This is a genomic window from Ruegeria arenilitoris, assembly GCF_013030265.1.
Taxonomy (GTDB): domain Bacteria; phylum Pseudomonadota; class Alphaproteobacteria; order Rhodobacterales; family Rhodobacteraceae; genus Ruegeria; species Ruegeria arenilitoris_E.
Window position 1 is genome coordinate 526,673 of sequence record NZ_WPZQ01000001.1, and the last position, 23,636, is coordinate 550,308.

The window sequence follows — 23,636 nt, forward strand, 5'->3', positions numbered from 1 at the left end:
CTTTGCTTATGCTCGCGCAGTAGCTTTCAGACGACTGGTCAAAACTTGTTCGACCTTGTGCAAGGGATGGTTGGTAAGTGTTTTGTCGACTTCAGCCACCACTTTTGCCAGGACTTCGCTATGTAGGCGGCGTCGCAGCAGCCCAAGAACATGGGGGCTGGCGACCAGCACCAGTCGTTTGTAGGCCCCCTTGAGGCCCTTGCGGTTCAGCAAATTGGCCAGGTCCTGTACAAACAGAGATTTCGCATGGGTTTTCCAGGTGCCCTCTTCGACCGCAGATTTCTGCTTGGGGCCACGATCATAGCGACGTCCGGCCCGATCCGAGGGTTTCAGGCGTGCCGTTTCCTGTTCCTGCTCTTCGACTGAGACGACGACCAGATTTGGGTCTTCGGCGTCTGTGATATTTTCCATAAACAGCGCCTTTTCTCCGTCGGCGACGATAACCCAAGTTCCCTGTGCAAGTTCGACCATAGTGATCTCCTGATACCGTTTTTGTGGCTATCCCTCGCCTGTCAGGCACAGTTCACCTGTGACGCGCCCTCGGTTTTTGGCGCGCTGCCCGATTACTTATCAATTGGTTGGCGGAACTCTCCCCTCCGCATCCTTTAGCTAGGAACTGCCAAGCACGGGTACAATAACTCTCAATTCGAAAGTTGACGTGTAGGCAAGTTTCCACCTGTACCGGCGAGAGCGAGCAGCGATAAGTGAGGCATCGCTCTGGGAGCTTGGAAGAGGGCGAACGCATTTCGACAGGCGATATTTGCAGTGTTGACTGAGATCAGTAATGCCACCGGTCAAAACTCACAAAATATGCCGGTGCCTTGGAGGCAAAGCACACGAACTATAACTCGCAGCATTCCAATGAGCAGAAGACTACTTTTTACGCTTAATGAAACTGTGTTTGCCCCGCGTTCAATGAGATGGTTGTCCCTTTTTCACCACGAACGGCTGCGGGAACATCTGCCAATGCACAGATAATTGCCCTACCTCCGGATGAACGTACAAAGCCCTGTGCCGCCTGCACTTTTGGTCCCATTGATCCCGCTGGGAATTCATACTCATCAAGAGCATCGGGCGTAATTGAGCGAATGCCCTTCTGGTCAGGTTCGCCCCAATTCAGGAACACGGCCTCAGCATCCGTGGCGATGACAAAGAAATCCGCACCAAGGTTCTGTGCCAGCAGGCATGACGCGAAGTCCTTATCAATGACGGCTTCGACCCCCACCAGTTTACGATCGGCGCCTTTCTCATACATTGTTGGAATGCCACCGCCGCCAGCCGCGATGACAGTGGCACCTTTCTCCAAAATCCAACGGATCGGTTCGACCTGAAAGATGCGCTTTGGTCGGGGTGATGGAACAACCCTGCGCCAGTACTCGCCATCCGGTTTTACCGTCCACCCCTTGTCGGCAGCCTCTCTTTTTGCCTCCTCCTCAGCGTAGACCTGACCAATGAACTTAGTCGGGTTGTCAAAGGCTGGATCGTCAGGATCCACCTCGATCATAGTCAGCAAAGTAGCGATGTGGTGTTCGAAAGGCAGGATGTTACCAAGCTCTTGTTCGATCATGTAACCGATCATGCCCATCGTCTCACCGACCAGAACGTCCAGCGGATACTCCTCGACATCGGTGTACATGATTTCTTGCAGGGCCAGCATCCCGACCTGCGGACCATTGCCATGGGTAATGACAGCCTCATGCGCTTCGCAAAGAGGGGCAAGGGCTTCGGCAGCAATCTTCGCATTCTTGCGCTGATTGTCCGCGGTCATCTCCTCACCCCGTTTGAGAAGCGCGTTGCCGCCGAGTGCTACAACAACGCGTCCCATAGGTCAGGCTCCCAACGTAGCGACAAGGATCGCTTTGATGGTGTGCATCCGGTTTTCGGCCTGTTCAAAAGCGATGTTCATATCGCTTTCGAACACTTCCTCAGTAACTTCCATTTCGGTGATGCCGAACTGTTCATGAATGTCCTGACCGACCTTGGTGTCCAGATTGTGGAAGGCGGGCAGACAATGCATGAATTTGACGGCTGGATTACCGGTCTTCTTCATCAGATCCATGTTGACCTGATAAGGGCTCAGCAACTTGATACGCTCAGCCCAGACCTCTTTTGGCTCACCCATCGACACCCAGACGTCAGTATGAATGAAATCCGCGCCTTCTACGGCCGAGGTATCGTCCGTGATGGTCACACGTGCGCCCGTCCTTTCAGCCCGCTCCATTGCCAACTTCCGCACATCGTCATGGGGTTGCGTCTCTTTCGGCGAAATCATCCGCACATCACATCCCATGATCGCGCCTAGCATCAGCAGCGAGTTGCCCATGTTCGACCTGCAATCGCCTGAATAGGCGTAGACGATGTCTTTGCGCGGTTTGTCCGCATGCTCGATCATGGTTTGCATATCGGCGAGCATCTGGGTCGGGTGCCAGTCATCCGTCAGGCCGTTGTAGACCGGGACACCAGCATAGTCTGACAACGTCTCGACCATGTCCTGACCTGCGCCGCGAAATTCGATCCCGTCGAACATACGCCCTAATACGCGGGCCGTGTCTTTCATGGATTCCTTGTGACCGATCTGCGAGCCCGATGGGTCCAGATAGGTGATGTTCGCACCCTGATCGTAAGCCGCAACTTCAAACGCGCAGCGGGTGCGGGTCGAAGTTTTCTCGAAGATCAAACAGATGTTTTTACCCTTTAGCGACTGCTGTTCGGCACGTGCGTACTTTGCGCGTTTCAGGTCGCGGGCCAAATCCAGCAGATACAGCATTTCACGTTGGCTGAAGTCGGCAATTTTCAGATAACTGCGGCCTTTGAGATTGAATGCCATTTGGTCTCTCCCTAACAAAAGTCTTTTGGCGCAGGCGGTTGCGCCCTTGGTAAATTCAATAGGCGGGATCGCGGTCGATCGGGCATGTCATGCAGTGGCCACCACCTCGACCGCGCCCCAGTTCCTGACCCGAGATCTCGATAACTTCGACACCAGCTGCACGCATCTTGCCGTTTGTGAACGTGTTGCGCGCATAGCCGACGACCACACCAGGCGAGAGGGCCACGACGTTGTTGCCGTCATCCCATTGTTCGCGTTCGGCCTGGAACTCATTGCCGCCGGTTGAAATGACCTCCAGCGAATTCAGCCCCAGAGCCTCTTTGTAAACGTCGAACAGGTGCCCTTTCTCCACGTGGATATCCAAATCCCCACGGTCACCGGGACGGATCGAAATACAGGTGATCTGGTCTGCGACTTCCGAGAACGCAGTGACCTTGTCGTGGTCTAGGCAGGTGAAGACCGTATCAAGATGCATGGCCGCGCGGCTTTTGGGCATGGCGCAGGCGACAACACGCTCGGCGCCGCCCTTTCTGAACAGCGCTTCGGCAACCTGTGCCACAGCCTGACGGGTCGTACGTTCGCCCATTCCAATGAAAACCGTTCCATTGCCAACCGGCTGAACATCACCGCCTTCGACAGAGGCTAGACCGAAATCGTCATCACTATCGCCCCACCAAAATTCGAATTCGGCGTCTTTGAACAATTTATGATGCCGGTACACCGTGCGCATGATCAAGGTTTCCGGCTTACGTGCGGGCCAGAACATCGGGTTTGTCGTCACGCCGTCGAAAATCCAGCAGGAGGGGTCGCGCTGGAACTGCGCGTTGGGGATCGCCGGCAGGATGAAATCGCCCAATGAAACCAGATCACCGAACTGCTCGTCGATCATTCCCTTGGGAAGATCTGCAAAGATGATGCCACCCAGCATATGCCGGGCAAGCAGCTTTGCATCCATCTCATCCAGCCAGGCCCTCATTTCCACGGAAAACCCCAGCCCGACCATGTTGGGTGTGATCAGGCGATCAAGAAGGAAAGCACGTGCAGCAGGATCTGAACGGATCGCTTCGGCCAGCAGATCCTGGATATCATAAACCTCGACCCCGCGTTCACGCATCAAAGAGCAAAACTCGGCGTGATCCTTGCGGGCCTGTTCGACCCAGATCACGTCATCGAACAAAAGCTCTTCGCAATTTCGCGGTGTCAGGCGGTCGTGCGCCAGTGACGGGCGCGAGACGATCACCTTGTTGAGCTTTCCGATCTCGGAATGAACGCCGAGCTTCATGGCAACTCTCCTTTCGAAGTATCCGTTTTCTGAATGTCTTCAACGTCATTGGCCTGGTTCCAGCGGACCCAGACATGGATGGGCACGCCCGCAAGCAGCAGGACAGAACCAATCAAAACAGTTTCCGCACCGGACCCGATGAACGCCCAGACCGAGTAAGTGAACCCAAGCATTCCCAGAACAGCTACTTTCGCCAGTTCCGCACCCCGCAGGACTTCGCCACCTTTCAGTCGGATCATGATCTCGGCGACTGAACAAATTGCGTATGGAAGCAGGCTGGCCATGACTGCCAGCAGGATCACAAAGTTGAATGCTGCAACCAGACCTTGCGCGAAATTCAGGATAAGCAACAGGGATGCCAGAAGGTTGGACAGGATCAGCGCATTGGCCGGAGTTCCGAATTTTGACTGCTGCCCAAGGGCGGCCGGAAAGACCCGATCAAGGGCCGCGCCGTAAGGCACTTGACCGCTCAGCAAGGTAAACCCGTTCAGGGTTCCAAATGTTGAGATTACCGCCCCGAACGCAACAAGAAGACCGCCGAATGTGCCAAACATAACCTCACCCACTGCGGCGAGCGGAGCAGCCGATGCCGCCAGTACATCGGGAGGAAGCACACCCATCGATACAGCAGTGACCGAGATATAGACGCAGGCTGCGATGATGACGCCGATCACGGTGGCGCGCGGGATCGTCTTTTCAGGTTCGATGACATCCCCTGAGGGCACAGTTGCCGATTCAAGACCCAGATAGGCCCACAATGTCAGCGCAGCCGAAGCAGAGATCGCGGAAATCGCGGTAGTGCCGCTGTGATTGATCGGAAAATAGTTCTCGGTATTGACCCAGAAAATCCCCAACGCGCCGATCAGGATCAGAGGGGCAAGTTTCAGGATCGTCGTAATGATCTGAACAAACCCGGCCCCTTCGACACCGCGAATATTGATCAGAGTCAGCGACCAGATCGCGATAAGCGCCGTTGCCAGCCCATACATGGGGACATCGACAATAATCGGAAACAGAAAGCCCAGATATCCGACCAATGCCACCGCCACGGCCGCATTTCCGGTCCAAAGGGCGATCCAGTAGCCCCACGCAATGATGAAACCGGCAAAATCCCCGAACGCCTCTTGCGAGTAGGCATAAGGACCGCCCGGTTTGGTCACGACACGGGATAATCTTCCGAAGATAATCGCCAAAACAAGGGCCCCGGCCGATGTCAGAACCCAACCTCCGATTGCGATCGGCCCAAACGGAGCCAACGAGGCCGGAAGCAAAAACACCCCTGAACCTATCATGTTCCCCACAACCAGCGCGATACACGCAGTCAGCCCAAGAGCACCTGATGTTGGCTTAGCCTTTGATGGGGAATGTTCAGTCATCGCGTGGACTCAGTTCGAAGTTGCGTCTGAAGTCTCCGTCTGAGGCGCGTCTATCCCCGGATCTGTCATGGCCCCAATGGTGAGCGCGGCGCAAATGATGACGGCAAGGATAACCAGCAATGGGAATACGAACCGAAGCCATCGGTCGTAAGAAACCCGTCCAATGGCCAAACCGCCCATAACAACCGCGAACGTCGGGTTGAATAAGTTCACCCAACCGTTGGCGGATTGATAGGCAGTAACCACCAGATCGCGCCCGACACCTGCGAAGTCAGCAAGGGGCGCCATGATCGGCATCGAAAGCGTCGCCAACCCCGATGACGATGGCACAAGGAATGACATCAGAATCTGAATGCCAAACATGGCGTTGATAAAGGCAAACTCGCTTAGGCCGGACACAAATCCCTCGGCCCCCGCCAGAATCGTGTCGGTGATCTTGCCCGCATCCATGATGACGACCACTCCGCGCGCCACGCCGATGATCAGAGCAACCCCCAACAAATCACGCGCACCGTCGACAAAGGTTTCGACAAAGGTCGCCTCATCCATTCGGGATCCTTCATCCAGCTTACCGACCCACCAGACAATGATCGACATGACAAGGAAGAGGCCTGACATTCGGGCCATCCACCAACCCAATGCAACCACACCATAGATCATCACAGCGAACGTAATTCCGAACAGGATCAGGATGATAGACCGCGTCCGCGTCAATTCCGGGAATGCGTCGCCGCTTTCCGAACCTTTCAGAAAATGAGCCCTGTTATCCTCGGCCTGATCCGCCACCACTGATAAGGATGGGTCAGCTTTTACCCGCCTTGCATATCGCATGACGAAGGCAATGCCTGCAGTCAGGCACAAGGCAAGAATGATGAACCTCAGGACAATCCCGTTCGTGAATGGAATACCTGCACCTTGCGACGCAACAACCGTCGCAAATGCGTTGAAGGTCGAACCCAAAGTGCCGATCCCCGCGCCCAGCATGATAACAGCGACACCAGTCAGCGAGTCGTATCCAGCCCTTATGAAAACAGGAATGATCAATGCATAGAACGCCAGCGATTCCTCGGCCATACCATAGCTGGTTCCGCCAAATGCGAATGCGATCATCAGGATCGGGATCATCAGGATTTCCCGCCCTGCCAACCTGTGCAGCAACCAGCCTATTCCGGCATCTATCGCACCGGTTTTTGTGACAACCATCAGAAAACCGCCAATGATCAGAACAAAAAACGCCACATCAATTGCGGCGCTGGACGAGCTTCCGAGTAGCCCCGGGTCATACATGCCGGCAATTGGCGCAAGTATGACCGATGCAAGACCCTGAGGGTTTGGTTCCACCTCATGATAGGTGCCTGGCACCGGTGCCTCGCTACCTAAAGCTTCATTCATCTGGCGCTCATACTCGCCAGCGGGGATAACCCAAGTGAGAATTGCCACCACGGCAATTAGAATAAAGAGTATCGTAAAGGCGGTGGGAAATTTGAACTTAGACATACTAAACTCTCGAAAGATGAAGTTGAGCAGCGGAATAGTCAAACATTCGAATTTTTATTTTGCCACCTTAGTACTAACCTGACGACTTGTCACTTTCGTAAAACGTGAGACGGTCAAACACTTGGACAATGTCTGCCTTAGACTAACACCGGCGATATTGGACGGGTCGCACAAGCCCTGAGCGGACGTTGATCGGATTTCGACTTTTTGCTCACGCAGCAAGCAGTGTGCGGCAGAATGCGGAAGTCCAGACATCGCGTACCATTGGCGAGTTCGGGCTCGAACCAGTCATTCGATGAAGAAAGCAAAACGCCGCAATGGCATTGGTAAAAGACATCCCAAAAAGAAGAGGCCTGCCAGCGTCACCGCCAGCAGGCCATAAATTAACCCATATCGGGTTAACAATTACATCCGCGATGCAACGTTTTCCCAGTTCACCAGATTGTCGAGGAAGTTCGACAGGTAAGCTGGACGCTTGTTGCGGAAATCGATGTAGTAGCTGTGCTCCCACACATCACATCCCAGCAGCGCCGTCTGACCAAAGCACAGCGGGTTCACGCCGTTCTCGGTCTTGGTTACGGCCAGCGAACCGTCTGCGTTCTTGACCAGCCATGCCCAGCCCGAGCCGAACTGACCTGCGCCAGCTGCGCTGAACTGCGACTTGAATTCGTCAACCGAGCCGAAGCTTTCGGTCAGAGCTTTCTCCAGCTCACCGGGCATAGCGTTGCCGCCGGGGCCCATCATTTCCCAGAACTGGTTGTGGTTCCACAGCTGGCTGATGTTGTTGAAGATGCCGTTTTGCGCAACAGCGTTTGCGTCGTAGGTGCCAACGATGATCTCTTCCAGCGACTTGCCGTCCCACTCAGTCCCGGCGATCAGCTTGTTGCCATTGTCGACATAGGCCTTGTGGTGCAGGTCGTGGTGATATTCCAACGTTTCCGCGGACATACCCTTGGCTGCCAGCGCGTCATGTGCATAAGGAAGATCAGGAAGTTCAAAAGCCATGTCGGCCCCCTGTTAAATATAAGTTGCGGTTCCCAAGGTTAAATGCTTTGGCCACGCGCGCAGGTCAAGAGCCGAGACAAGAAAACCCGGAGGCAGGCAATGCTTACACAGGCGCGCAAGATGTTCTACCGCGCCCGCGGATACTATGCGGGCAACCTGAATGGCGAGCCCTTCCGCCTTGACCCCTATCATTCGAAATTCTGGCGTAAGGCGTCATCCGGTGCGTGGGAACCTGAGACATTCGCGATACTCGACAAATACCTCTCGCCCGACCGTGACTATCTGGACATCGGTGCCTGGATTGGCCCGACGGTTCTATACGGTGCCCGCAAAGCCCGGCATGTCTGGTGTTTCGAGCCCGATCCAACCGCGTTCCGCCATCTGGCATGGAATCTGGACCTCAACGACATCGACAACGTCTCGGCGTTTGGTGTGGCCCTTTCAGACAAATTCGGCGTCGCTCGCATGGCCTCAGTTCGCGGAGAGCCCGGGGATTCAACCAGTTCTCTGTTGCACGACGCTGAACATGGGAACGACACACTTACGATCGCCTGGGATCAGTTCGAAACTGCAAACGATCTGTCGAAAATCTCACTTGTCAAAATGGATATCGAAGGGGCTGAATTCCTCGTACTACCAACTTTGTTGGAATGGCTGAAAAAGCAACGCCCCGCTTTATTGCTTTCCCTTCATGCACCATTGTTGGAAGTTGAGGAGCGGCACGAAAAAACTGCTGCTCTACTCAATGTTTTGTCCTTTTACTCTGATGCTTACGACGGGAACAACGCACCTCTGGATAGACTAAGCCTGCTATCCAGCGCTGGATTATCACGCTATCATACCGTCTTGTTCAAAGACTGAACAACGCCAGGACGAAGAATAAGAAAGCTCCCGGCGACAACGAAGAAAGCGAGGATATCCCGCTTTCTCCAGCTTGGGTACATTCAATAAAGGCTTGGTTTACTTACCAATTTACAGACCCCGTCCCCCTTAGGCCTATTGGCTAAGCCATCCATGGGGAAATTCGCACGCATGTTCAGCTTGTTGGTTTCCGGATTTAGTTTCGCGGTATAGTTCACTCGAAATTGTCGGGTTGAATTTGAGGAAAGCGTAATCCGCCAGCTCACCTCGTATTCACCTTTGCGCGTAGATTTGAAGCGAGCGTCCACAGGCGTGTTTTCTTCCCGTCCTGCGAGCTCATTTGCGGAAATGATAGCCCCATCAAAGGCCCTTGCTCGCTTATTCTCAGGGTCGATGCTAAGTATCACGCGCGGTGGAATCCAACCTTGTGCTTCGATACTATGTACGGAACATTCGTAGTTCCGTACTTCCGCCTGAGCAGTTGCTGCAAAAAGCGCTAAGCTCGTCGCGATGATTACTTGTTTCATCGATACATTCCTTGTCTGGTTATTTTGGTGCAGCGATTGCGATGCAGCTTCCTTTCGCGAAGCCATCACGCCGGTTGTATGCGATGGAAGTCGCCGACTTTACCGTCGCCTTCATAGTATTTCGGTTTAGATTGATCGTGAATTCGAGATCGCGCAGGTCGATCGCGTCATACCGAGACTCGTTCGTCGCGTAAGGCCGTCCGCTCGCGGTATAGAGGTAGTTATCGCCAACCCACGCTATAGCCAGTAACTTGTGAGTATCCCGCTTTATCCTGCCTGATCCGGTATCGGTGTCGAGCTTTGGAATTTCGACGTTGTGCAACAGTGCTGACCGTCCATATTCATCCACCGAGAACACGACCCGGCTCGGCGTTGGCCGATTTGCAAGGCCACGCCCAAACTCACACTCAAAAGTCTCTTTAAATGTTTCGGCAGCCACGGATGTACCAACCGTAGACAAACCCAGAAAAAGGGCAGCTATAGCAGTCTTCATTTTTTACTCATCTAGTTATTGGGAAAGGCTCTTAGAATGCATTGACCTTCGGCTTCGCCGTATTTGTAGCGAATATTGCTGGACTGTGTCCGCGCAATTGCTTTCATCGTTCGGCGATCCAAGAAAATGGAAAACTCCTGCGTATTAAGGTCGATACTTTCGATACTTACACTATGAGAATTTATTTTTCTGCCATCTTCTGAGAAGACGTACCGTTTTGCTGGCCACGAGATTGAAAGTACCTTGTAACTATCTCTTTTAACGTCAGCTACACCGGGTGTTGTGTCGATACGTGGAATTTCTACTTCGTGTAAAAGTGCAGATCGCCCGTAGAGATCTACAGAAAACACTAAACGAGTTGGCGTGGGACGTTTTCCCATTCCCTTCTCGAATGAGCATTCAAACGTCTCTTTGTATTCCTCAGAATTGGCCAGGCCGACAAATACAGCTGTCGCCAACGCGGCCAGAATGGCAGTTCTAAAAATCTTCATTGAAATTTTGCTATCTATGGCCTTCGTCTATGGCTGGTTTCAAAAACAAGTTATGATTGCATTAGTGACTTACAAAACCGACCTTTCCGATAAACCGCGGAAGAACCGGAAAACACAAAAATTTGAATCCCATCAACTTATCAGTGTCACTTCGACCTTGTCCAAACTCATAGCCGAAGATCAAATAAATCTGCAATATCAAAACAAAAATACCACCCTGCTGTTGCAGGATGGCACGTTTGTTTGCGGTTATCTAAAAACTGTAAGGTCAGTAGACCCCAACTTCACTGCCAGGCTGTGCTGCAACCTTGAGCAGTTTGAATACATAGTCTGCTGCCGAACGGAAACACACCACGCGGAAAGTCTCGGCGTCGTCCATCCAGAACGCCCCAGCTACCTGAGCTAAACGTGAACGGCGGATCTGCCCGGGCTGGAAGGCTTCGGCCGACAGTTCGACCGGCGCCAGCTTGCCCAGAACCTCGCGCGCACTTCCTCCCGAGATACGGAACACCGCACGCGCGTCAGATACGTTGACCGCAAGTGCATGTGTCCCGCTAAGAGCATTGGTCATCGCTGCCAGTTTGGCCTCAACCTCGGCATATGGCACCAGCACAAGCAACTCATCGGTCGACATCCAGCAAACGCCGGTATCTCCATCCACGAAGACTTCGCGCTGACCGGGAACCTTCTGCCCTGTCGCATCTTTAACTGCCTTGATCAGAACCTTGTCTGAAAGATCACCACGCAAGGTGATCATACCCTGCAGGCCGCACTCCTCGACCTTGGCAATGCCATCATAGCTGGCGTGGTTCAATGCGCTGATGGGTTCAGACATTCTGCTTCTCCCCGTCCTTGTCAAAGAAGATCGGGTCTACGATCTTGGCTTTGTAGATTTTGTCGTCTGTACCCGGGAACTCGACGATTTCACCCATGCGATCCGGACCATGTTTGATCAGCCCCATGGCAATTCCCTTGCCCAGATTGGCCGAGTAATAGGTCGAGGTTACACGCCCGATCATATTGCGCTGACCGTTGGCGTTTACCCCCTCACCCACTGCGTAGGCCCCATCAGGGATTACGGAACCATCCACAGTCTCAAGACCGACCAGTTTCCAGCGGTCGGGATCGATCATGTGCTCGCGCTCTTGCGCACGCTTACCGAGGAAGTCCTCTTTCTTTTTCGAGATCGCCCAGTGCAGCCCCAGATCCTGCGGGATCACGGTGCCATCGGTTTCATCCCCGATCATGATAAAGCCCTTCTCGGCCCGCAGGATGTGCAGGCATTCGGTGCCGTAAGGCATCACACCGAATTCCTTGCCTGCGTCCATCAAGGCATCCCAGAACGCCTGACCCTGGCTGGCGGGGACGGCGATCTCATAAGATAGCTCACCCGAGAACGAGATGCGGTAGGCGCGGCAATCAAACTCGCCAATCTTGCCGTCACGCCACTCCATGAACGGCAACGCCTCTTTGCTGACATCCATGCCGCCCAGCTTCTCCAACACCTTGCGGGCGTTGGGGCCGACAACGGCGACCTGCGCATATTGCTCGGTCACGTTTGCAACGTAGACTTTCCAGTCCCACCATTCGGTCTGCAGCCACTCTTCCATATGGCCGTGGATACGTTCCGCTCCACCGGTGGTCGTGTGGCATAGCCATGTATCCTCATCGATACGCGCAACAACGCCGTCGTCGATCAGGAAACCGTTTTCTGAACACATCAGGCCATAGCGGCATTTGCCAACCTTCAGTGTGGACATCATGTTGGTGTACATCATGTCCAGGAACTTGCCGGCATCAGGGCCCTTGACGATCAGTTTACCAAGCGTCGAGGCGTCCAGCAGGCCAAGGTTGTCGCGGGTGTTCTTCACCTCACGGTTCACCGCGTCATGCACAGACTCTCCGGGGCGCACATACGCGTAGGTCCGGCGCCAGTGGCCGACCGGCTCCCAATCGGCGCCATTCTTGTCGTGCCAGTTGTGCATCGGTGTTTGACGGATCGGCTGGAAGACATCGCCACGAGCCTCACCGCCAATCGCACCCATCGAAATGGGGGTGTAAGGCGGACGGAAAGTGGTGGTTCCGACCTGAGGAATCTCAGAATTCAACGAGTCAGCAAGGATCGCCAGACCGTTGATATTGCTGAGTTTACCCTGATCCGTTGCCATGCCCAGCGTTGTGTAGCGCTTGGTATGCTCAACGCTTTCATAACCTTCACGCGCAGCCAGTTGAACGTCGGACACTTTGACGTCGTTCTGGAAGTCGAGCCAGGACTTCATGCGCAGCTGAATTTCAGCATTCGCCGGCATCAGCCAGACTGCTTCCATCGCAGCCTCGTCAGTCGTCGCTCCCTCTGGTGCCTTGGTGTTCTTGGGTTTGAAGCCTGCAGCCTTGGCTGCCGCTTTACCAGCAGCATGCGCATCGGTCAGAACGTCGCCCAAGCCCAGCGGCCCGTTGGAGGCACCGGCCGCCACAACGAACCCTTCTCCGTTGGCGCCCAGTGGCGGACGATCCGGATCAGGACGGAAATGCGCATTCGCTTCATCCCAGATCAGTTTGCCACCGCAGTGTGACCACATGTGAACGACCGGAGACCAGCCGCCCGACATGGCAACGGCATCACATTCGACCTCTTCCCGGGCACCACCGATGCCTTCCTGATTGCAGATCGCAACCTTCTTGACGCGCTTGCCACCTTTGACCTTGGCAATCGCCTTACCGGGATCAACACGAATGCCAAGCTGGCGTGCTTCCTCAGCCAATGGTCCCGCTGCGGCACGGGCATCAACGACACGCAGGACGTCAACACCAGCCTGTTTCAGGATGATTGCAGTACGATAGGCATCATCGTTGTTGGTGGCGATGATCACGCGGTCACCCGGGGTCACACCCCAGTTCACGACATAGTCGCGCATGGCCGAGGCCAGCATGACACCCGGCACGTCGTTACCAGCAAAGGACAGCGGGCGTTCGATTGCACCGGTCGCAGTCACGACCTGTTTGGCGCGGATGCGCCATAGGCGATGACGAGGGCCTTGTGTGCCCGGCTTGTGATCTGTCAGACGCTCGTAACCCAGTACATAACCGTGGTCATAGACGCCTGCCCCCATGCAGCGTGACCGCATGGTGACGTTATCCATTGTTTCGAGTTCGGAAACCAATTGTTCCACGAACTTATCCACAGGCTCGCCATTGATGGTTCCACCATCAACCGGGGCGCGACCACCCCAATGCGCGGTCTGCTCAATCAGCATGACCTTTGCGCCTGATTGCGCTGCAGACTTAGCCGCCTGAAGACCAGCGACACCGCCACCGATCACCAGAACATCGGTGAAGGCGTAGAAGTGCTCATAGGTATCGGCATCGCGTGTCTCTTTGTCCGGCGCCTTGCCCAGACCGGCGGACTGACGAATGAACGGCTCATAGACGTGCTTCCAAAACGGTTTGGGGTGGATGAACGTCTTGTAGTAGAAACCAGCCGGCAGGAACCGGGCCAGCGCGGTGTTCACAGCGCCGATGTCGAATTCGAGGTTCGGCCAGTGGTTCTGTGAAATTGCGGTCAGGCCATTGAACAGTTCAGTGGTTGTGGCGCGCTGGTTCGGTTCGAACCGGCTGCCCTGCCCCAGACCAACCAAGGCGTTCGGCTCTTCCGCGCCGCTGGCGACAACGCCACGCGGACGGTGGTATTTGAACGACCGGCCCATCATCATCTGATCATTGGCCAGCAAGGCCGAGGCAAGCGTGTCGCCCTCATAGCCCTGCATTGAGGTGCCGTTGAAGGTAAAGGTGACCTGTTTCGACCGGTCAATCAGCCGGCCTTGTTTTGCGAGACGGGTGCTCATGTTGCGGACCTTTCGCAGGCGGAATTACAAATGGCGAAGCGGATCATTCAAAGTCTCTCCACTTCCAGCCGGGGCGCTTGGCCGAAATGGCTTCGCGAATTTCCTTTGGTGGCTCAGAAGTCTGAGCGGAATACGTTCCGAATACTTCAAGCGTATTTGTGCAGCGCGCAGCGTGAAACCACTTGCCGCAGCCATTTGCATGGCGCCAGCGTTCAAAATGAACACCTTTCGGGTTTTCACGCATGAACAGGTAGTCGTGGAAATCACCATCCGACGACCCGGGGCCAAAGCGCTTCAGATGCGCTTCACCGCCAGCGGCCAGTTCCGACTCTTCAGCATCCACGCCGCAATACGGGCAATTGAGGATCAGCATATGTTCATCCTTTCGGCGGTAGGTCAGCAACAAAGCCAACCTGAAATCTATCGTTTGACACGGTCAGGACCAGTTCAGCCGGACCTTAGTGCGCCACCCCGGCTGCAACGCTTTCGTCGATAAAGCGACCTTCTTTGAAACGCTCCAGCGAGAAGGCTTCGGTCAGCGGCGAGTGGCCCGTAGCCATTAGCTGCGCCATGCCCCAACCAGAGCCGGGGATCGACTTGAAGCCACCGGTACCCCAACCACAGTTGATGAAGCAGCCACCCAAAGGCGTTTTCGACAGGATCGGAGACCGGTCACCGGTCATATCCACGATGCCACCCCACTGGCGCAGCATTTTCAGACGCGAGATCATCGGGAAAGTTTCTACCAGCGCTCGGACCGTTTCCTCGATGTGATGGAAAGACCCGCGCTGGGTGTAGTTGTTGAATCCGTCGGTACCGCCGCCGATCACCATCTCACCCTTGTCGGACTGAGACATGTAACCGTGCACGGTGTTGGCCATTACGACCACATCCATGCAGGGTTTGATCGGCTCAGAAACCAAAGCCTGCAGCGCGAGAGACTCTACCGGCAGACGGAAGCCTGCCATCTCGGCCAACTGACCGGAATGGCCCGCAACCACGATGCCCAGCTTGTCACATTCGATCGCACCTTTGGTGGTTTCCACACCTGTTACGCGGCCATTTTCCTGACGGACGCCGGTAACCTCGCATTTCTGGATGATATCCATACCCATGTTCGAGCAGGCACGAGCATAACCCCAGGCCACAGCATCGTGACGCGCGGTGCCACCACGTTCCTGCCACAGCGCCCCAAGAACGGGATAACGCGGGCCGTGGATATTGATGATTGGCACCAGTTCCTTCACGCGCTCGGGGCCGATCCATTCGGTCTTTACGCCCTGCAGCGCGTTGGCATGGGCCGTACGCTGATATCCGCGGATTTCGTGCTGGGTCTGGGCCAGCATCATAACGCCGCGCGGGCTGAACATGACGTTGTAGTTCAGGTCCTGGCTCAGGTCTTCATAGAGGCCACGCGCCTTTTCGTAGATCGCGGCGGAAGGGTCCTGAAGATAGTTCGAGCGGATAATGGTCGTGTTCCGGCCGGTGTTGCCACCACCCAGCCATCCTTTTTCGATTACCGCAACATTCTGGATGCCATAGTTCTTGCCCAGGTAATACGCGGTCGCCAGACCGTGACCACCAGCGCCTACGATGATGACGTCATAGCGCTTTTTAGGCTCGGGCGAACGCCAGGCGCGTTCCCACCCGGTGTGATAACGCAGCGCCTCACGCGCTACAGCAAAGGCTGAATAGTGTCTCATGTGCGAATCCGTCAGGTCTCGTGATTGGGCGCAGATATGCATTGTGAGGGCAGAATACCCCTGCCGCACAACGCCGCAATATAGTGCTATTGCGACATGTGCACCATTCGCGGCCATTTGTCCCTTTTTTTGAGGTGCTCACAGGTCTAAGTCAGGGCAACGAATTCGGAGATAATATGCCATTCACGGTCCTGACTATTCTGGCCGCGCTGCTGATCGCAGCATTTTTGGGTTACACGATGCTTCGGGGACGTCGCAGCGATGAGCCGACTGCGGCCTATGACCTGCGCGTTTATCGCGAACAACTGGCAGGCGTGGACCGCGATCTGGCGCGCGGCGTAATCGGGCAGGCAGATGCAGAACGTGTCCGGACCGAGATTTCGCGCCGCATTCTGGCCGCTGATGCACAGATGCGGGGTGAGAAGGCTCAGGCTGGCCCATCCAGCGTGACGTCCGCAGTTGCTGTGATCGCAGTTGCACTTGTTCTGATTGGTGGCGCTTGGTTTATGTATCATCGTATCGGCGCAGCAGGTTTTCCCGATATGCCGCTCTCGGAACGGTTGGAATTGGCCGAGGAACTGCGCGTGAACCGCCCAAGCCAGGCCGCTGCCGAAGAGCAGACGACGCCGGTTCAGCCCCCCAAGCTGGAGGAGAGCTATGCGCAACTCTTGCAAAAACTGCGCGACACGGTTGCCCAGCGCCCCGATGACCTGCAGGGGCATATCCTGCTGGCACAGCACGAGACCAACGCAGGCAACTTCAAGGCTGGATACGAAGCCCAACGTCGGGTGGTAGAATTGTCCGGCCCCGAGGCGTCAGCTGAGGCCTATTCAAACCTGGCAGAAATGATGATTCTTGCAGCAGGCGGATATGTTTCGCCCGAGGCCGAGGAAGCCTTGCGTCAGGCGCTTGAGCGTAGCCCCGACCTTGGCCCTGCCCGATACTACTGGGGACAGATGCTGGCCCAGACAGGACGCCCCGATATTGCTTATCGCGTCTGGTTGGATACCTTGCGATCTGCCCCCGCCGGGGCGCCTTGGGCCGATGCGATCCGGTCGCAAATGGGCGATCTCGCCTTCCGCGCTGGCGTCTTCAATCCACCTCAACTACCTGTCGCTTCACCTGGCCCAACCCAGGAAGACATGGAGGCCGCGTCAGAACTGACAGCCGAAGAACGTCAGGACATGATCAGAGGTATGGTCAATCAGCTGTCCGATCAGCTTGCGACCGAAGGTGGGGCGCCTGAAGAATGGGCGCGTCTGATTGCTGCACTTGGTGTGCTCGGTGATAAAGAACGCGCAATCGGAATTCGGGATGAAGCGCTAAGCGTTTTCGCAGGAAACGACAACGCGCTGCAGATGATAGCTGCCGCTGCACAACAGGCCGGGATTGCCCAATGATTCACGATGCATTCGAAGATTTTGCTGCCGACCTGCAGCCGATGACGGCGCTGATGGGCCTGGATCTCGGTGAAAAGACCATTGGCGTTGCCGTCTCAGACCGTATGCGTGGTGTCGCCAGTCCACTGGAAACAGTTCGGCGTAAGAAATTTACGCTGGATTCTGCCCGCCTTATGGAAATCGTCACTGATCGCGAGATTGGAGGGATCCTGCTTGGCTTGCCCAAAAACATGGATGGAACCGAGGGCCCCCGCTGTCAGTCCACACGTGCTTTTGCGCGAAATCTGTCTCGTCTGACCGAATTGCCCATCGGTTTCTGGGATGAACGGCTCAGCACGGTTGCGGCAGAAAAGGCACTGCTTGAGGCGGATACGACACGAAAACGTCGCGGACAGGTTATCGATCATGTCGCGGCAGGTTATATCCTGCAGGGAGCCTTGGACAGGCTGCGCTTTCTGTAACGGGTCGGAGACCTCTGATGACTAATATGGTTTGGAAAAGGAACGAGGTTGAAAGCCCTTGTGTCCAGATCTGTGTCGTTCATCCGACCGAACGCATCTGCACCGGCTGCTATCGCACCATTGATGAAATCACACGATGGTCGAAAATGGACAGCAACGAACGCGCCGAAATCATGCAGGATCTGCCCGAACGCAAGCCCAGACTGGCAAAACGTCGCGGTGGCCGTGCAGCGCGATTGGAGCGCAGTTAAACCGCCCCCCCGAATTGCACGAAACGTCGGCACCTTAGTTATTCCCTCTCTGGGTTGCCTGCTGCTGGGTTTTCCAACTCGGCTTGGAAGATCTTTGAAATCTCCGAGCGATTGGTCGCTGGCTTCTCAGTGGCCCGCTGCAGTGTTTTTTGCACTCCGAGTGGAACAGGGGTGCTCACGTCTTTGATCAGAAATTTGTACTTCAATCTTTCGAGCAATCGCATCTGGGTGTTCCAATACCTGTGATACCTGTGCCGCTGCGGATCCGATCCGAACTCCGAGGGGGAGAGCTCGAGGACTTCAAGTGAGTGAGTGGAGACCCGCAGCGACGCGGTGCCAATACAAAAAATGGATGCAGGGATTAGGGGGAAATCCGGGTAATCTACATCATTTTTTTACCGAATGATAAAAAACCATTCGAAACTCAACATTTATTCGCAACTACATTGGCACCCGACCGCGTTTACGACGCAACGTCACCGAGCGTTTAATATCTCAAAGGCGTAGTTTCAGCTGTTCGCACGAGGTCTGACACCAAACCGTTTGAGCATACCCATGCCTGCGCAGCACAACAATATGTGGCGGAGGAATCCGATTCCTCCGCCAGCACACCTATCCTGCAGCCAACCAGGATTTGGCATTCTCATATTCATCTGAGGGGAAATACTGTGTCCGCGTGCCCAATACGTGGCTTGCCAAACGCTGCGCCATGTGTTGCCACGCTTTGTCTCCGACAATAGCCGCCCGGTCGAGTAGCCCGATGTGTCCGCGCGCCAACCGGAAGTGCGCCGCCATCGCTGTCAGACCCTGCCAGCCGTCAAACTCACGCAAATCAATCAACAGCCTAAACCCGTCGCGATCGCGCAGTTTGTCATCCAGATCACGTTCGGCCTGCTTGTACTCTTCCGGGTCAAGCTTTCCCATAAGGCTGACCTGAACACAGGGGCCACCCAGATCAATGACATGGATCGCGCCAAGGGATTCACGAATCCAGCGCCGGGCGGTCTCGACTTCGGTCATTTCAAACACATGCACGGGACATGGCAAAATCGGTGCCGCCAGTCGAATACTGGTTTGCACCCACCCCTGATCTGCCACCACCGCGATCCGGTCAAAGCCGCGCCAATGGCTGAGGCCCAGCTTAGTGTCCGACCAGGCGGCACCCAGATCGTATCCCTTGAACTCGGGTGACACGATCGCCAACAGACGAACCGAGTCGTGTTCGGCTAGCGCCGCCTCAATGGCCGGAACCAGTGTGGTGGCATAATCTGCGCTTGTCACTTCCCCCGACAGCTCAACTTCGATCAGCGCGCCATCGGAATTCGTGTGGACCGTAATCATTGAACAAACCCTCCAAATCCTAAGAATGACAGGACGTTACGGGGATTCGATCCATTCCGCCACACCACCAGTGAACTCGGGCCGAAAATAGGCAATCATCCGTCCATCCGGTCCTGCGCTTGCATTTTCTCCCCAAGGTGCGACGCCGTGCAGACAATGGCGGTGCAGCAGATAGGCCTCGCCCGGCTTGGCCGGAAGTTCGATCCTAGGGCAGGTATCAAAAACCTCACGTCGCGCCGACTGATAGATTTCAGTTACGTCTGTGCGCGCCAACAGCGCAGCGGGTACTCCGGCGACTGCACGTTTGAAAGCCGCCCCCATGATCTTATGACTGCCTTCCCACAAAGCCATGGGAGAGGCATCGGCACTGGCCTCACTTAACGGGATGCCTAATATCCAGGCGTGCGGCTCATCCACCTGACGTCGCCTGTTCGGCCCCATGGGTTTTAGCCCATCTACATGGGCTGCATCCCGATTGGCTCGATAGCGCGCAGCAGCTTCACCCTCTCCTCGTCTTGGTCGCGGATAACCCGGATAGATGATCGAGACCTGCCCTTTGTGCAGATCAAGTCGTCCATAATGACTTTCCACAAACTCAATCGCACTCCCGGACAAAGCAGCAGAGCCCGCCACCCTGCCCCTAGCGTCATTATCCAATGCATCGACCCCGATGAACCAGGTACCCTCGCAATCATGCCACTCAGCATGTGCAGGATCAGACACCGATGTTTTTGCCGAAGGCAGAACCTGCTCCACCCATTTTGACAGTACTGGGTCATGGGGGAACTTGATCCAACCCTTTTCGAGAAACTCGTTCACCAGCCCAGCGCCTTTCGCAACATGTTCAAAGCCACCAGCGTCAGGAACACCGCAAAAACCCGCTTGAGCGGTTTGGGATCCATCGCATGTGCCAACTTAACGCCCCACGGGGCGGTTATCATTGTCATCGCTACCACGATGCCAAACGCGATCAGGTTCACGGCTCCGATTGTCAACGGTGGACGATGTTCAGGAGCGATATCAAGAAACAGGAAACCCAGAACCGAAGGGACTGCGATAATCACGCCAAAACCAGCGGCCGTGGCGACCGCGCGGTGGATCGGGGTGTTATACAGACTCATCAGGGGCACACCGAAGCTACCTCCGCCGATCCCCATCAGAACAGAGAGAAAACCAACCGAAGGGGACAGCGCAGCGCGCCGAAGACCTTTGGGCATAGCATCACCCAATCGCCATTCTGAGCGACCAAGCCCCAGATAAGCCCCGATCACCATTCCCAATATGCCAAACAAGGCCTGAAGCATTTCGGTATGCAGCGCTGATGCAACCAGAACCCCAAAAATCGCCCCGATCACAATTCCCGGACCCCAACTGCGCAGTATATCCCAGTCGACCGCACCCTTTTTGTTGTGGCCCATCACCGACCTGACCGACGTCACGATGATTGTCGCCAGCGAAGTCGCCAGACACATCTGCATCAACTGCGGCCCGCCATATCCCAGCGTCTGGAAGGCATAAAAAAAGGCTGGAACCAGAACAATACCACCGCCAACGCCAAGCAATCCGGCCAGAACACCGGCCAAAGCCCCGATTGCAAGCAAAAGGCCCAGCATCTGGGCCAGCAACATCGTCTCGGGCATCATCCCCCCATACCGGCTCAGGGCCGTATCAAACTGCTCTTTGCACCTGTTCCTGCGGCATCACGCGATCAAGCGCCTGCAACAAAACCTCTGGTCCTGCATGATCCCGAACCGCACCCTCAGACAACATTCTGCGCCATGCACGTGCGCCGGGACGGCCCGCAAACAGGCCCAACATATGCCGGGTGATCTGGTGCAACCGTCCACCGTCGGCAAGGTGTTGTTCGATATAGGGCACCATTTTTCCGACAACTTCAATCGGATCAGCAGCCTGCCCGGTCTGGAAAATCAACGGATCAGCCTCAGAAAGGATATCGGTCGGTTGATGATAAGCCGCACGGCCAATCATGACACCGTCGAGTCCCGCTTCCAAATGTTCGCGCGCCTGTTGTAATGAGGTGATGCCTCCATTGATCGAAACATGAAGATCAGGAAACGCAGACTTCATCCGGTGTACCAGACCGTAGTCGAGTGGTGGAATGTCTCGGTTTTCTTTTGGGCTTAGTCCCTGTAGCCAAGCTTTGCGCGCATGAATCGTCACCCTTTGGCACCCAGCCGCCTGAATTCGTTCGAGGAATTCTGGCAAGACCTCTTCCGGCTCCTGCTCATCCACCCCGATCCGGCATTTGACGGTGACTTCGACATCGACTGCTTGGCGCATAGCCTCGACACACTCGGCCACTCGCCCCGGATCTTTCATGAGCACGGCACCAAAAGTCCCGGATTGCACCCGGTCCGAAGGACAACCACAGTTCAGGTTTATCTCATCATACCCCGCATCAGCCCCCATCCTGGCCGCCTGCGCCAGTTCCTGCGGGTCCGAGCCCCCCAGTTGCAGCGCAACCGGATGCTCCTGAGGATGATACTCCAGCAAATGCAGCGCCCCACCCCGGACCAACGCCGGAGCGGTGACCATCTCGGTATAAAGCAACGTTTCCGAACTAAGCAGCCTATGCAGATAGCGACAATGTCTATCCGTCCAGTCCATCATGGGTGCGACGCTCAATCGCGCACTCCGCCAAAGATTTGTTTTTACGTCAGGATTTGTCATCTTCAACTCTGGCGCGCTATCCGCAGGATGGTGTGGTTTTTCACTTTGCTGTCGTCCCGAAGTACTCGTTGCACTGCAGGAAGCAAGTCGCTGATTACCAGCGAAACAACAGTACGATTGTCTGTCTCGCATATATGCCCATCAAAAGGGAAGTGGAACGGGACTGTGCCGTGTGATCAATCAATAACAGCTCTGTTTGGTTTCAGTCGCCTCCAAACCAATTGCGATGGTCCGAAGCCCTTCAAGGTCTGGGATTTGAGCCGACAACTAATCCATGGTCACACTTCTGGATCAGTTGGTGCGGTCGAGAAGCCTCTAGTACAATCGAACTAGCGTCCATTAATCCTTATTTGTAAGGGCACAACGCCCTAGGGCAGCCTTCAGGTTTCCCCAAATGTGTGCTGTTTTAAGGGCTATTGTGTGTTGCGCTACCTGTCAAGCGGCCTTGGCTTTGTCGCCCAGATATTCCATCAGAACAAGATAGGCTACTTTGTTATGTCCGCGCTTGCGCTTTGGCATGTATGGGTCTTGAGCGAGCAATGGGCGGCAGGTGCATCAAGCCAGCTTAAGCCATTGCAATTGATGAAGATCATCCCACTCAGAAAGCGCCGGCCATCGACACGAGGCTTTCCGTGAGACTTCAGAAAGAAAGGCTCAAGTCGCGACATCTGTGCGTCGGTCAACCAGAACAGATCAGACATGTTCACCACCATTCTTGCAGCGGTGAATCATGCCAATGAACGTTTTTCAATGGGTCCTGAGCCTAAGGGGCAAGGCTAACATACACCCCACCTGTACCGAAACCTACGATATCGTCTTTACCGTCACCGTTTACATCGGCCATCATTCGCGGATGCTTGCCGACTTCCCAACCACCAGCGCCGGTTCCGTAGCTTTCTACCCAAAAAACAGGATGGCTGTACGCTGCGTTTCCCAGAACTCTTTGGGAAACATAAACGCCGCCCGTCCCGAAGCCCACGATATCAGCGCTGCCGTCGCCGTTTACGTCGGCCATCATCCGGGGGTGCTTGCCGATTTCCCAACCTCCAGCTTCAATCGCGTAACTCCTAACCCAGTACCTTGGAGGGCTGAACTTCGATCCATCGGAAAGGGATACGTACACGCCGCCGGTACCAAACCCGATGACGTCATCTTTGCCGTCACCGTTCACGTCAGCCATCATCCGAGGGTGCTTGCCGACTTCCCAACCGCCGGCTCCAATCCCATAGCTATTCACCCAGATTTTCGGTGAACTGAACTTAGATCCATCGGAAAGGGATACATAAACACCACCGGTACCAAAACCTACGATATCATCTTTACCGTCGCCGTTTACGTCGGCCATCATCCGGGGGTGTTTGCCGATTTCCCAACCTCCAGCTCCAATCGCGTAACTCCTAACCCAGTACCTTGGAGGGCTGAACTTCGATCCATCGGAAAGGGATACGTACACGCCGCCGGTACCAAACCCGATGACGTCATCTTTGCCGTCACCGTTCACGTCAGCCATCATCCGGGGGTGTTTGCCGACTTCCCAACCGCCGGCTCCAATCCCATAGCTATTCACCCAGATTTTCGGTGAACTGAA

Annotated in this window: 23 protein-coding genes and 1 pseudogene; 4 read left to right on the forward strand and 20 right to left on the reverse strand. The window is 55.2% G+C overall.

All coding sequences use genetic code 11. The annotated features are described in order from the left end of the window. Positions 1-6 precede the first annotated feature (6 nt). The 7 genes from GOX61_RS02665 to GOX61_RS02695 all read right to left on the reverse strand — a co-directional run bounded on the left by GOX61_RS02665 (position 7) and on the right by GOX61_RS02695 (position 7,987). The gene (locus GOX61_RS02665; RefSeq protein ID WP_170331051.1) at positions 7-471 is read right to left on the reverse strand and encodes a host attachment family protein; all 465 of its coding nucleotides are present in this window, start codon (positions 469-471) and stop codon (positions 7-9) included. 415 nt (positions 472-886) lie between these two features. Then, a complete protein-coding gene (arcC, locus tag GOX61_RS02670; protein ID WP_170331053.1) occupies positions 887-1,825 on the reverse strand; it encodes a carbamate kinase in 939 nt (312 codons plus the stop codon). A gap of 3 nt (positions 1,826-1,828) precedes the next feature. Next, positions 1,829-2,827, reverse strand: coding sequence for an ornithine carbamoyltransferase (gene argF, locus GOX61_RS02675; RefSeq protein WP_155151239.1), 999 nt, complete (start codon positions 2,825-2,827; stop codon positions 1,829-1,831). A gap of 55 nt (positions 2,828-2,882) precedes the next feature. After that, complete coding sequence (locus tag GOX61_RS02680) at positions 2,883-4,109, reverse strand: arginine deiminase (protein WP_155151242.1); 1,227 nt, start codon at positions 4,107-4,109, stop codon at positions 2,883-2,885. Then, positions 4,106-5,485, reverse strand: coding sequence for an amino acid permease (locus tag GOX61_RS02685; protein ID WP_170331055.1), 1,380 nt, complete (start codon positions 5,483-5,485; stop codon positions 4,106-4,108). The genes GOX61_RS02680 and GOX61_RS02685 overlap by 4 nt, the downstream gene beginning before the upstream one ends. A gap of 9 nt (positions 5,486-5,494) precedes the next feature. Beyond that, positions 5,495-6,982 (reverse strand): YfcC family protein, encoded by a 1,488-nt coding sequence (locus GOX61_RS02690; RefSeq protein WP_170331057.1) that lies wholly within the window; start codon positions 6,980-6,982, stop codon positions 5,495-5,497. A 405-nt stretch (positions 6,983-7,387) separates the two neighbouring features. Then, positions 7,388-7,987, reverse strand: coding sequence for a superoxide dismutase (locus GOX61_RS02695; protein ID WP_113789565.1), 600 nt, complete (start codon positions 7,985-7,987; stop codon positions 7,388-7,390). A gap of 99 nt (positions 7,988-8,086) precedes the next feature. Between GOX61_RS02695 and GOX61_RS02700 the strand changes: the two genes are divergently transcribed. After that, positions 8,087-8,848 (forward strand): FkbM family methyltransferase, encoded by a 762-nt coding sequence (locus GOX61_RS02700; protein ID WP_170331058.1) that lies wholly within the window; start codon positions 8,087-8,089, stop codon positions 8,846-8,848. Positions 8,849-8,931: 83 nt separating this feature from the next. On the opposite strand, the gene GOX61_RS02705 is transcribed toward GOX61_RS02700, so the two are convergent. The 7 genes from GOX61_RS02705 to GOX61_RS02735 form a co-directional block, all read right to left on the reverse strand. Beyond that, the gene (locus GOX61_RS02705) at positions 8,932-9,375 is read right to left on the reverse strand and encodes a hypothetical protein (protein WP_170331059.1); all 444 of its coding nucleotides are present in this window, start codon (positions 9,373-9,375) and stop codon (positions 8,932-8,934) included. 19 nt (positions 9,376-9,394) lie between these two features. Beyond that, complete coding sequence (locus tag GOX61_RS02710) at positions 9,395-9,868, reverse strand: hypothetical protein (RefSeq protein ID WP_170331060.1); 474 nt, start codon at positions 9,866-9,868, stop codon at positions 9,395-9,397. Positions 9,869-9,879: 11 nt separating this feature from the next. Next, positions 9,880-10,359 carry a hypothetical protein gene (locus tag GOX61_RS02715; protein WP_170331061.1) on the reverse strand — a complete coding sequence of 160 codons (480 nt, stop codon included), beginning with the start codon at positions 10,357-10,359 and terminating at the stop codon, positions 9,880-9,882. A 268-nt stretch (positions 10,360-10,627) separates the two neighbouring features. Further along, the gene (locus GOX61_RS02720) at positions 10,628-11,194 is read right to left on the reverse strand and encodes a sarcosine oxidase subunit gamma (RefSeq protein ID WP_170331062.1); all 567 of its coding nucleotides are present in this window, start codon (positions 11,192-11,194) and stop codon (positions 10,628-10,630) included. Then, positions 11,187-14,201: a sarcosine oxidase subunit alpha family protein gene (locus tag GOX61_RS02725; RefSeq protein ID WP_170331063.1), complete on the reverse strand. Its 3,015-nt coding sequence runs from the start codon at positions 14,199-14,201 to the stop codon at positions 11,187-11,189. The genes GOX61_RS02720 and GOX61_RS02725 overlap by 8 nt, the downstream gene beginning before the upstream one ends. A 43-nt stretch (positions 14,202-14,244) precedes the next feature. Then, positions 14,245-14,574 (reverse strand): sarcosine oxidase subunit delta, encoded by a 330-nt coding sequence (locus GOX61_RS02730; protein WP_170331064.1) that lies wholly within the window; start codon positions 14,572-14,574, stop codon positions 14,245-14,247. Between the two features lie 85 nt (positions 14,575-14,659). Next, positions 14,660-15,904: a sarcosine oxidase subunit beta family protein gene (locus GOX61_RS02735; RefSeq protein WP_155151276.1), complete on the reverse strand. Its 1,245-nt coding sequence runs from the start codon at positions 15,902-15,904 to the stop codon at positions 14,660-14,662. A gap of 176 nt (positions 15,905-16,080) precedes the next feature. On the opposite strand from GOX61_RS02735, the gene ccmI reads away from it, so the two are divergent. Genes ccmI through GOX61_RS02750 form a run of 3 tightly spaced genes read left to right on the forward strand, consistent with a single transcriptional unit; the run spans position 16,081 to position 18,016 of the window. Continuing rightward, positions 16,081-17,304, forward strand: a complete 1,224-nt coding sequence (ccmI, locus tag GOX61_RS02740) for a c-type cytochrome biogenesis protein CcmI (RefSeq protein WP_170331066.1) — start codon at positions 16,081-16,083, stop codon at positions 17,302-17,304. Next, positions 17,301-17,765, forward strand: a complete 465-nt coding sequence (gene ruvX, locus GOX61_RS02745) for a Holliday junction resolvase RuvX (RefSeq protein ID WP_155151282.1) — start codon at positions 17,301-17,303, stop codon at positions 17,763-17,765. The genes ccmI and ruvX overlap by 4 nt, the downstream gene beginning before the upstream one ends. Positions 17,766-17,782: 17 nt before the next feature. Continuing rightward, positions 17,783-18,016 (forward strand): DUF1289 domain-containing protein, encoded by a 234-nt coding sequence (locus GOX61_RS02750; RefSeq protein WP_155151285.1) that lies wholly within the window; start codon positions 17,783-17,785, stop codon positions 18,014-18,016. Between the two features lie 612 nt (positions 18,017-18,628). Here the strand turns inward: GOX61_RS02750 and GOX61_RS02755 are convergent. From GOX61_RS02755 to GOX61_RS02780, 6 genes and pseudogenes are all read right to left on the reverse strand, one after another. After that, complete coding sequence (locus GOX61_RS02755; RefSeq protein WP_155151288.1) at positions 18,629-19,357, reverse strand: STAS/SEC14 domain-containing protein; 729 nt, start codon at positions 19,355-19,357, stop codon at positions 18,629-18,631. A gap of 36 nt (positions 19,358-19,393) precedes the next feature. After that, on the reverse strand, positions 19,394-20,179 hold the full coding sequence (locus tag GOX61_RS02760; RefSeq protein WP_170331107.1) for a hypothetical protein: 786 nt from the start codon (positions 20,177-20,179) through the stop codon (positions 19,394-19,396). After that, positions 20,173-20,997, reverse strand: coding sequence for a sulfite exporter TauE/SafE family protein (locus tag GOX61_RS02765; RefSeq protein WP_155151294.1), 825 nt, complete (start codon positions 20,995-20,997; stop codon positions 20,173-20,175). The genes GOX61_RS02760 and GOX61_RS02765 overlap by 7 nt, the downstream gene beginning before the upstream one ends. A gap of 28 nt (positions 20,998-21,025) precedes the next feature. Continuing rightward, positions 21,026-21,988 (reverse strand): tRNA dihydrouridine(20/20a) synthase DusA, encoded by a 963-nt coding sequence (gene dusA, locus GOX61_RS02770; protein ID WP_254436735.1) that lies wholly within the window; start codon positions 21,986-21,988, stop codon positions 21,026-21,028. A gap of 584 nt (positions 21,989-22,572) precedes the next feature. Next, positions 22,573-22,749, reverse strand: a pseudogene (locus tag GOX61_RS02775) (IS5/IS1182 family transposase); the annotation flags it as partial. A gap of 62 nt (positions 22,750-22,811) precedes the next feature. Beyond that, the coding region (locus GOX61_RS02780) for an FG-GAP repeat domain-containing protein (RefSeq protein WP_170331070.1) at positions 22,812-23,636 on the reverse strand (825 nt) is incomplete at its 5' end.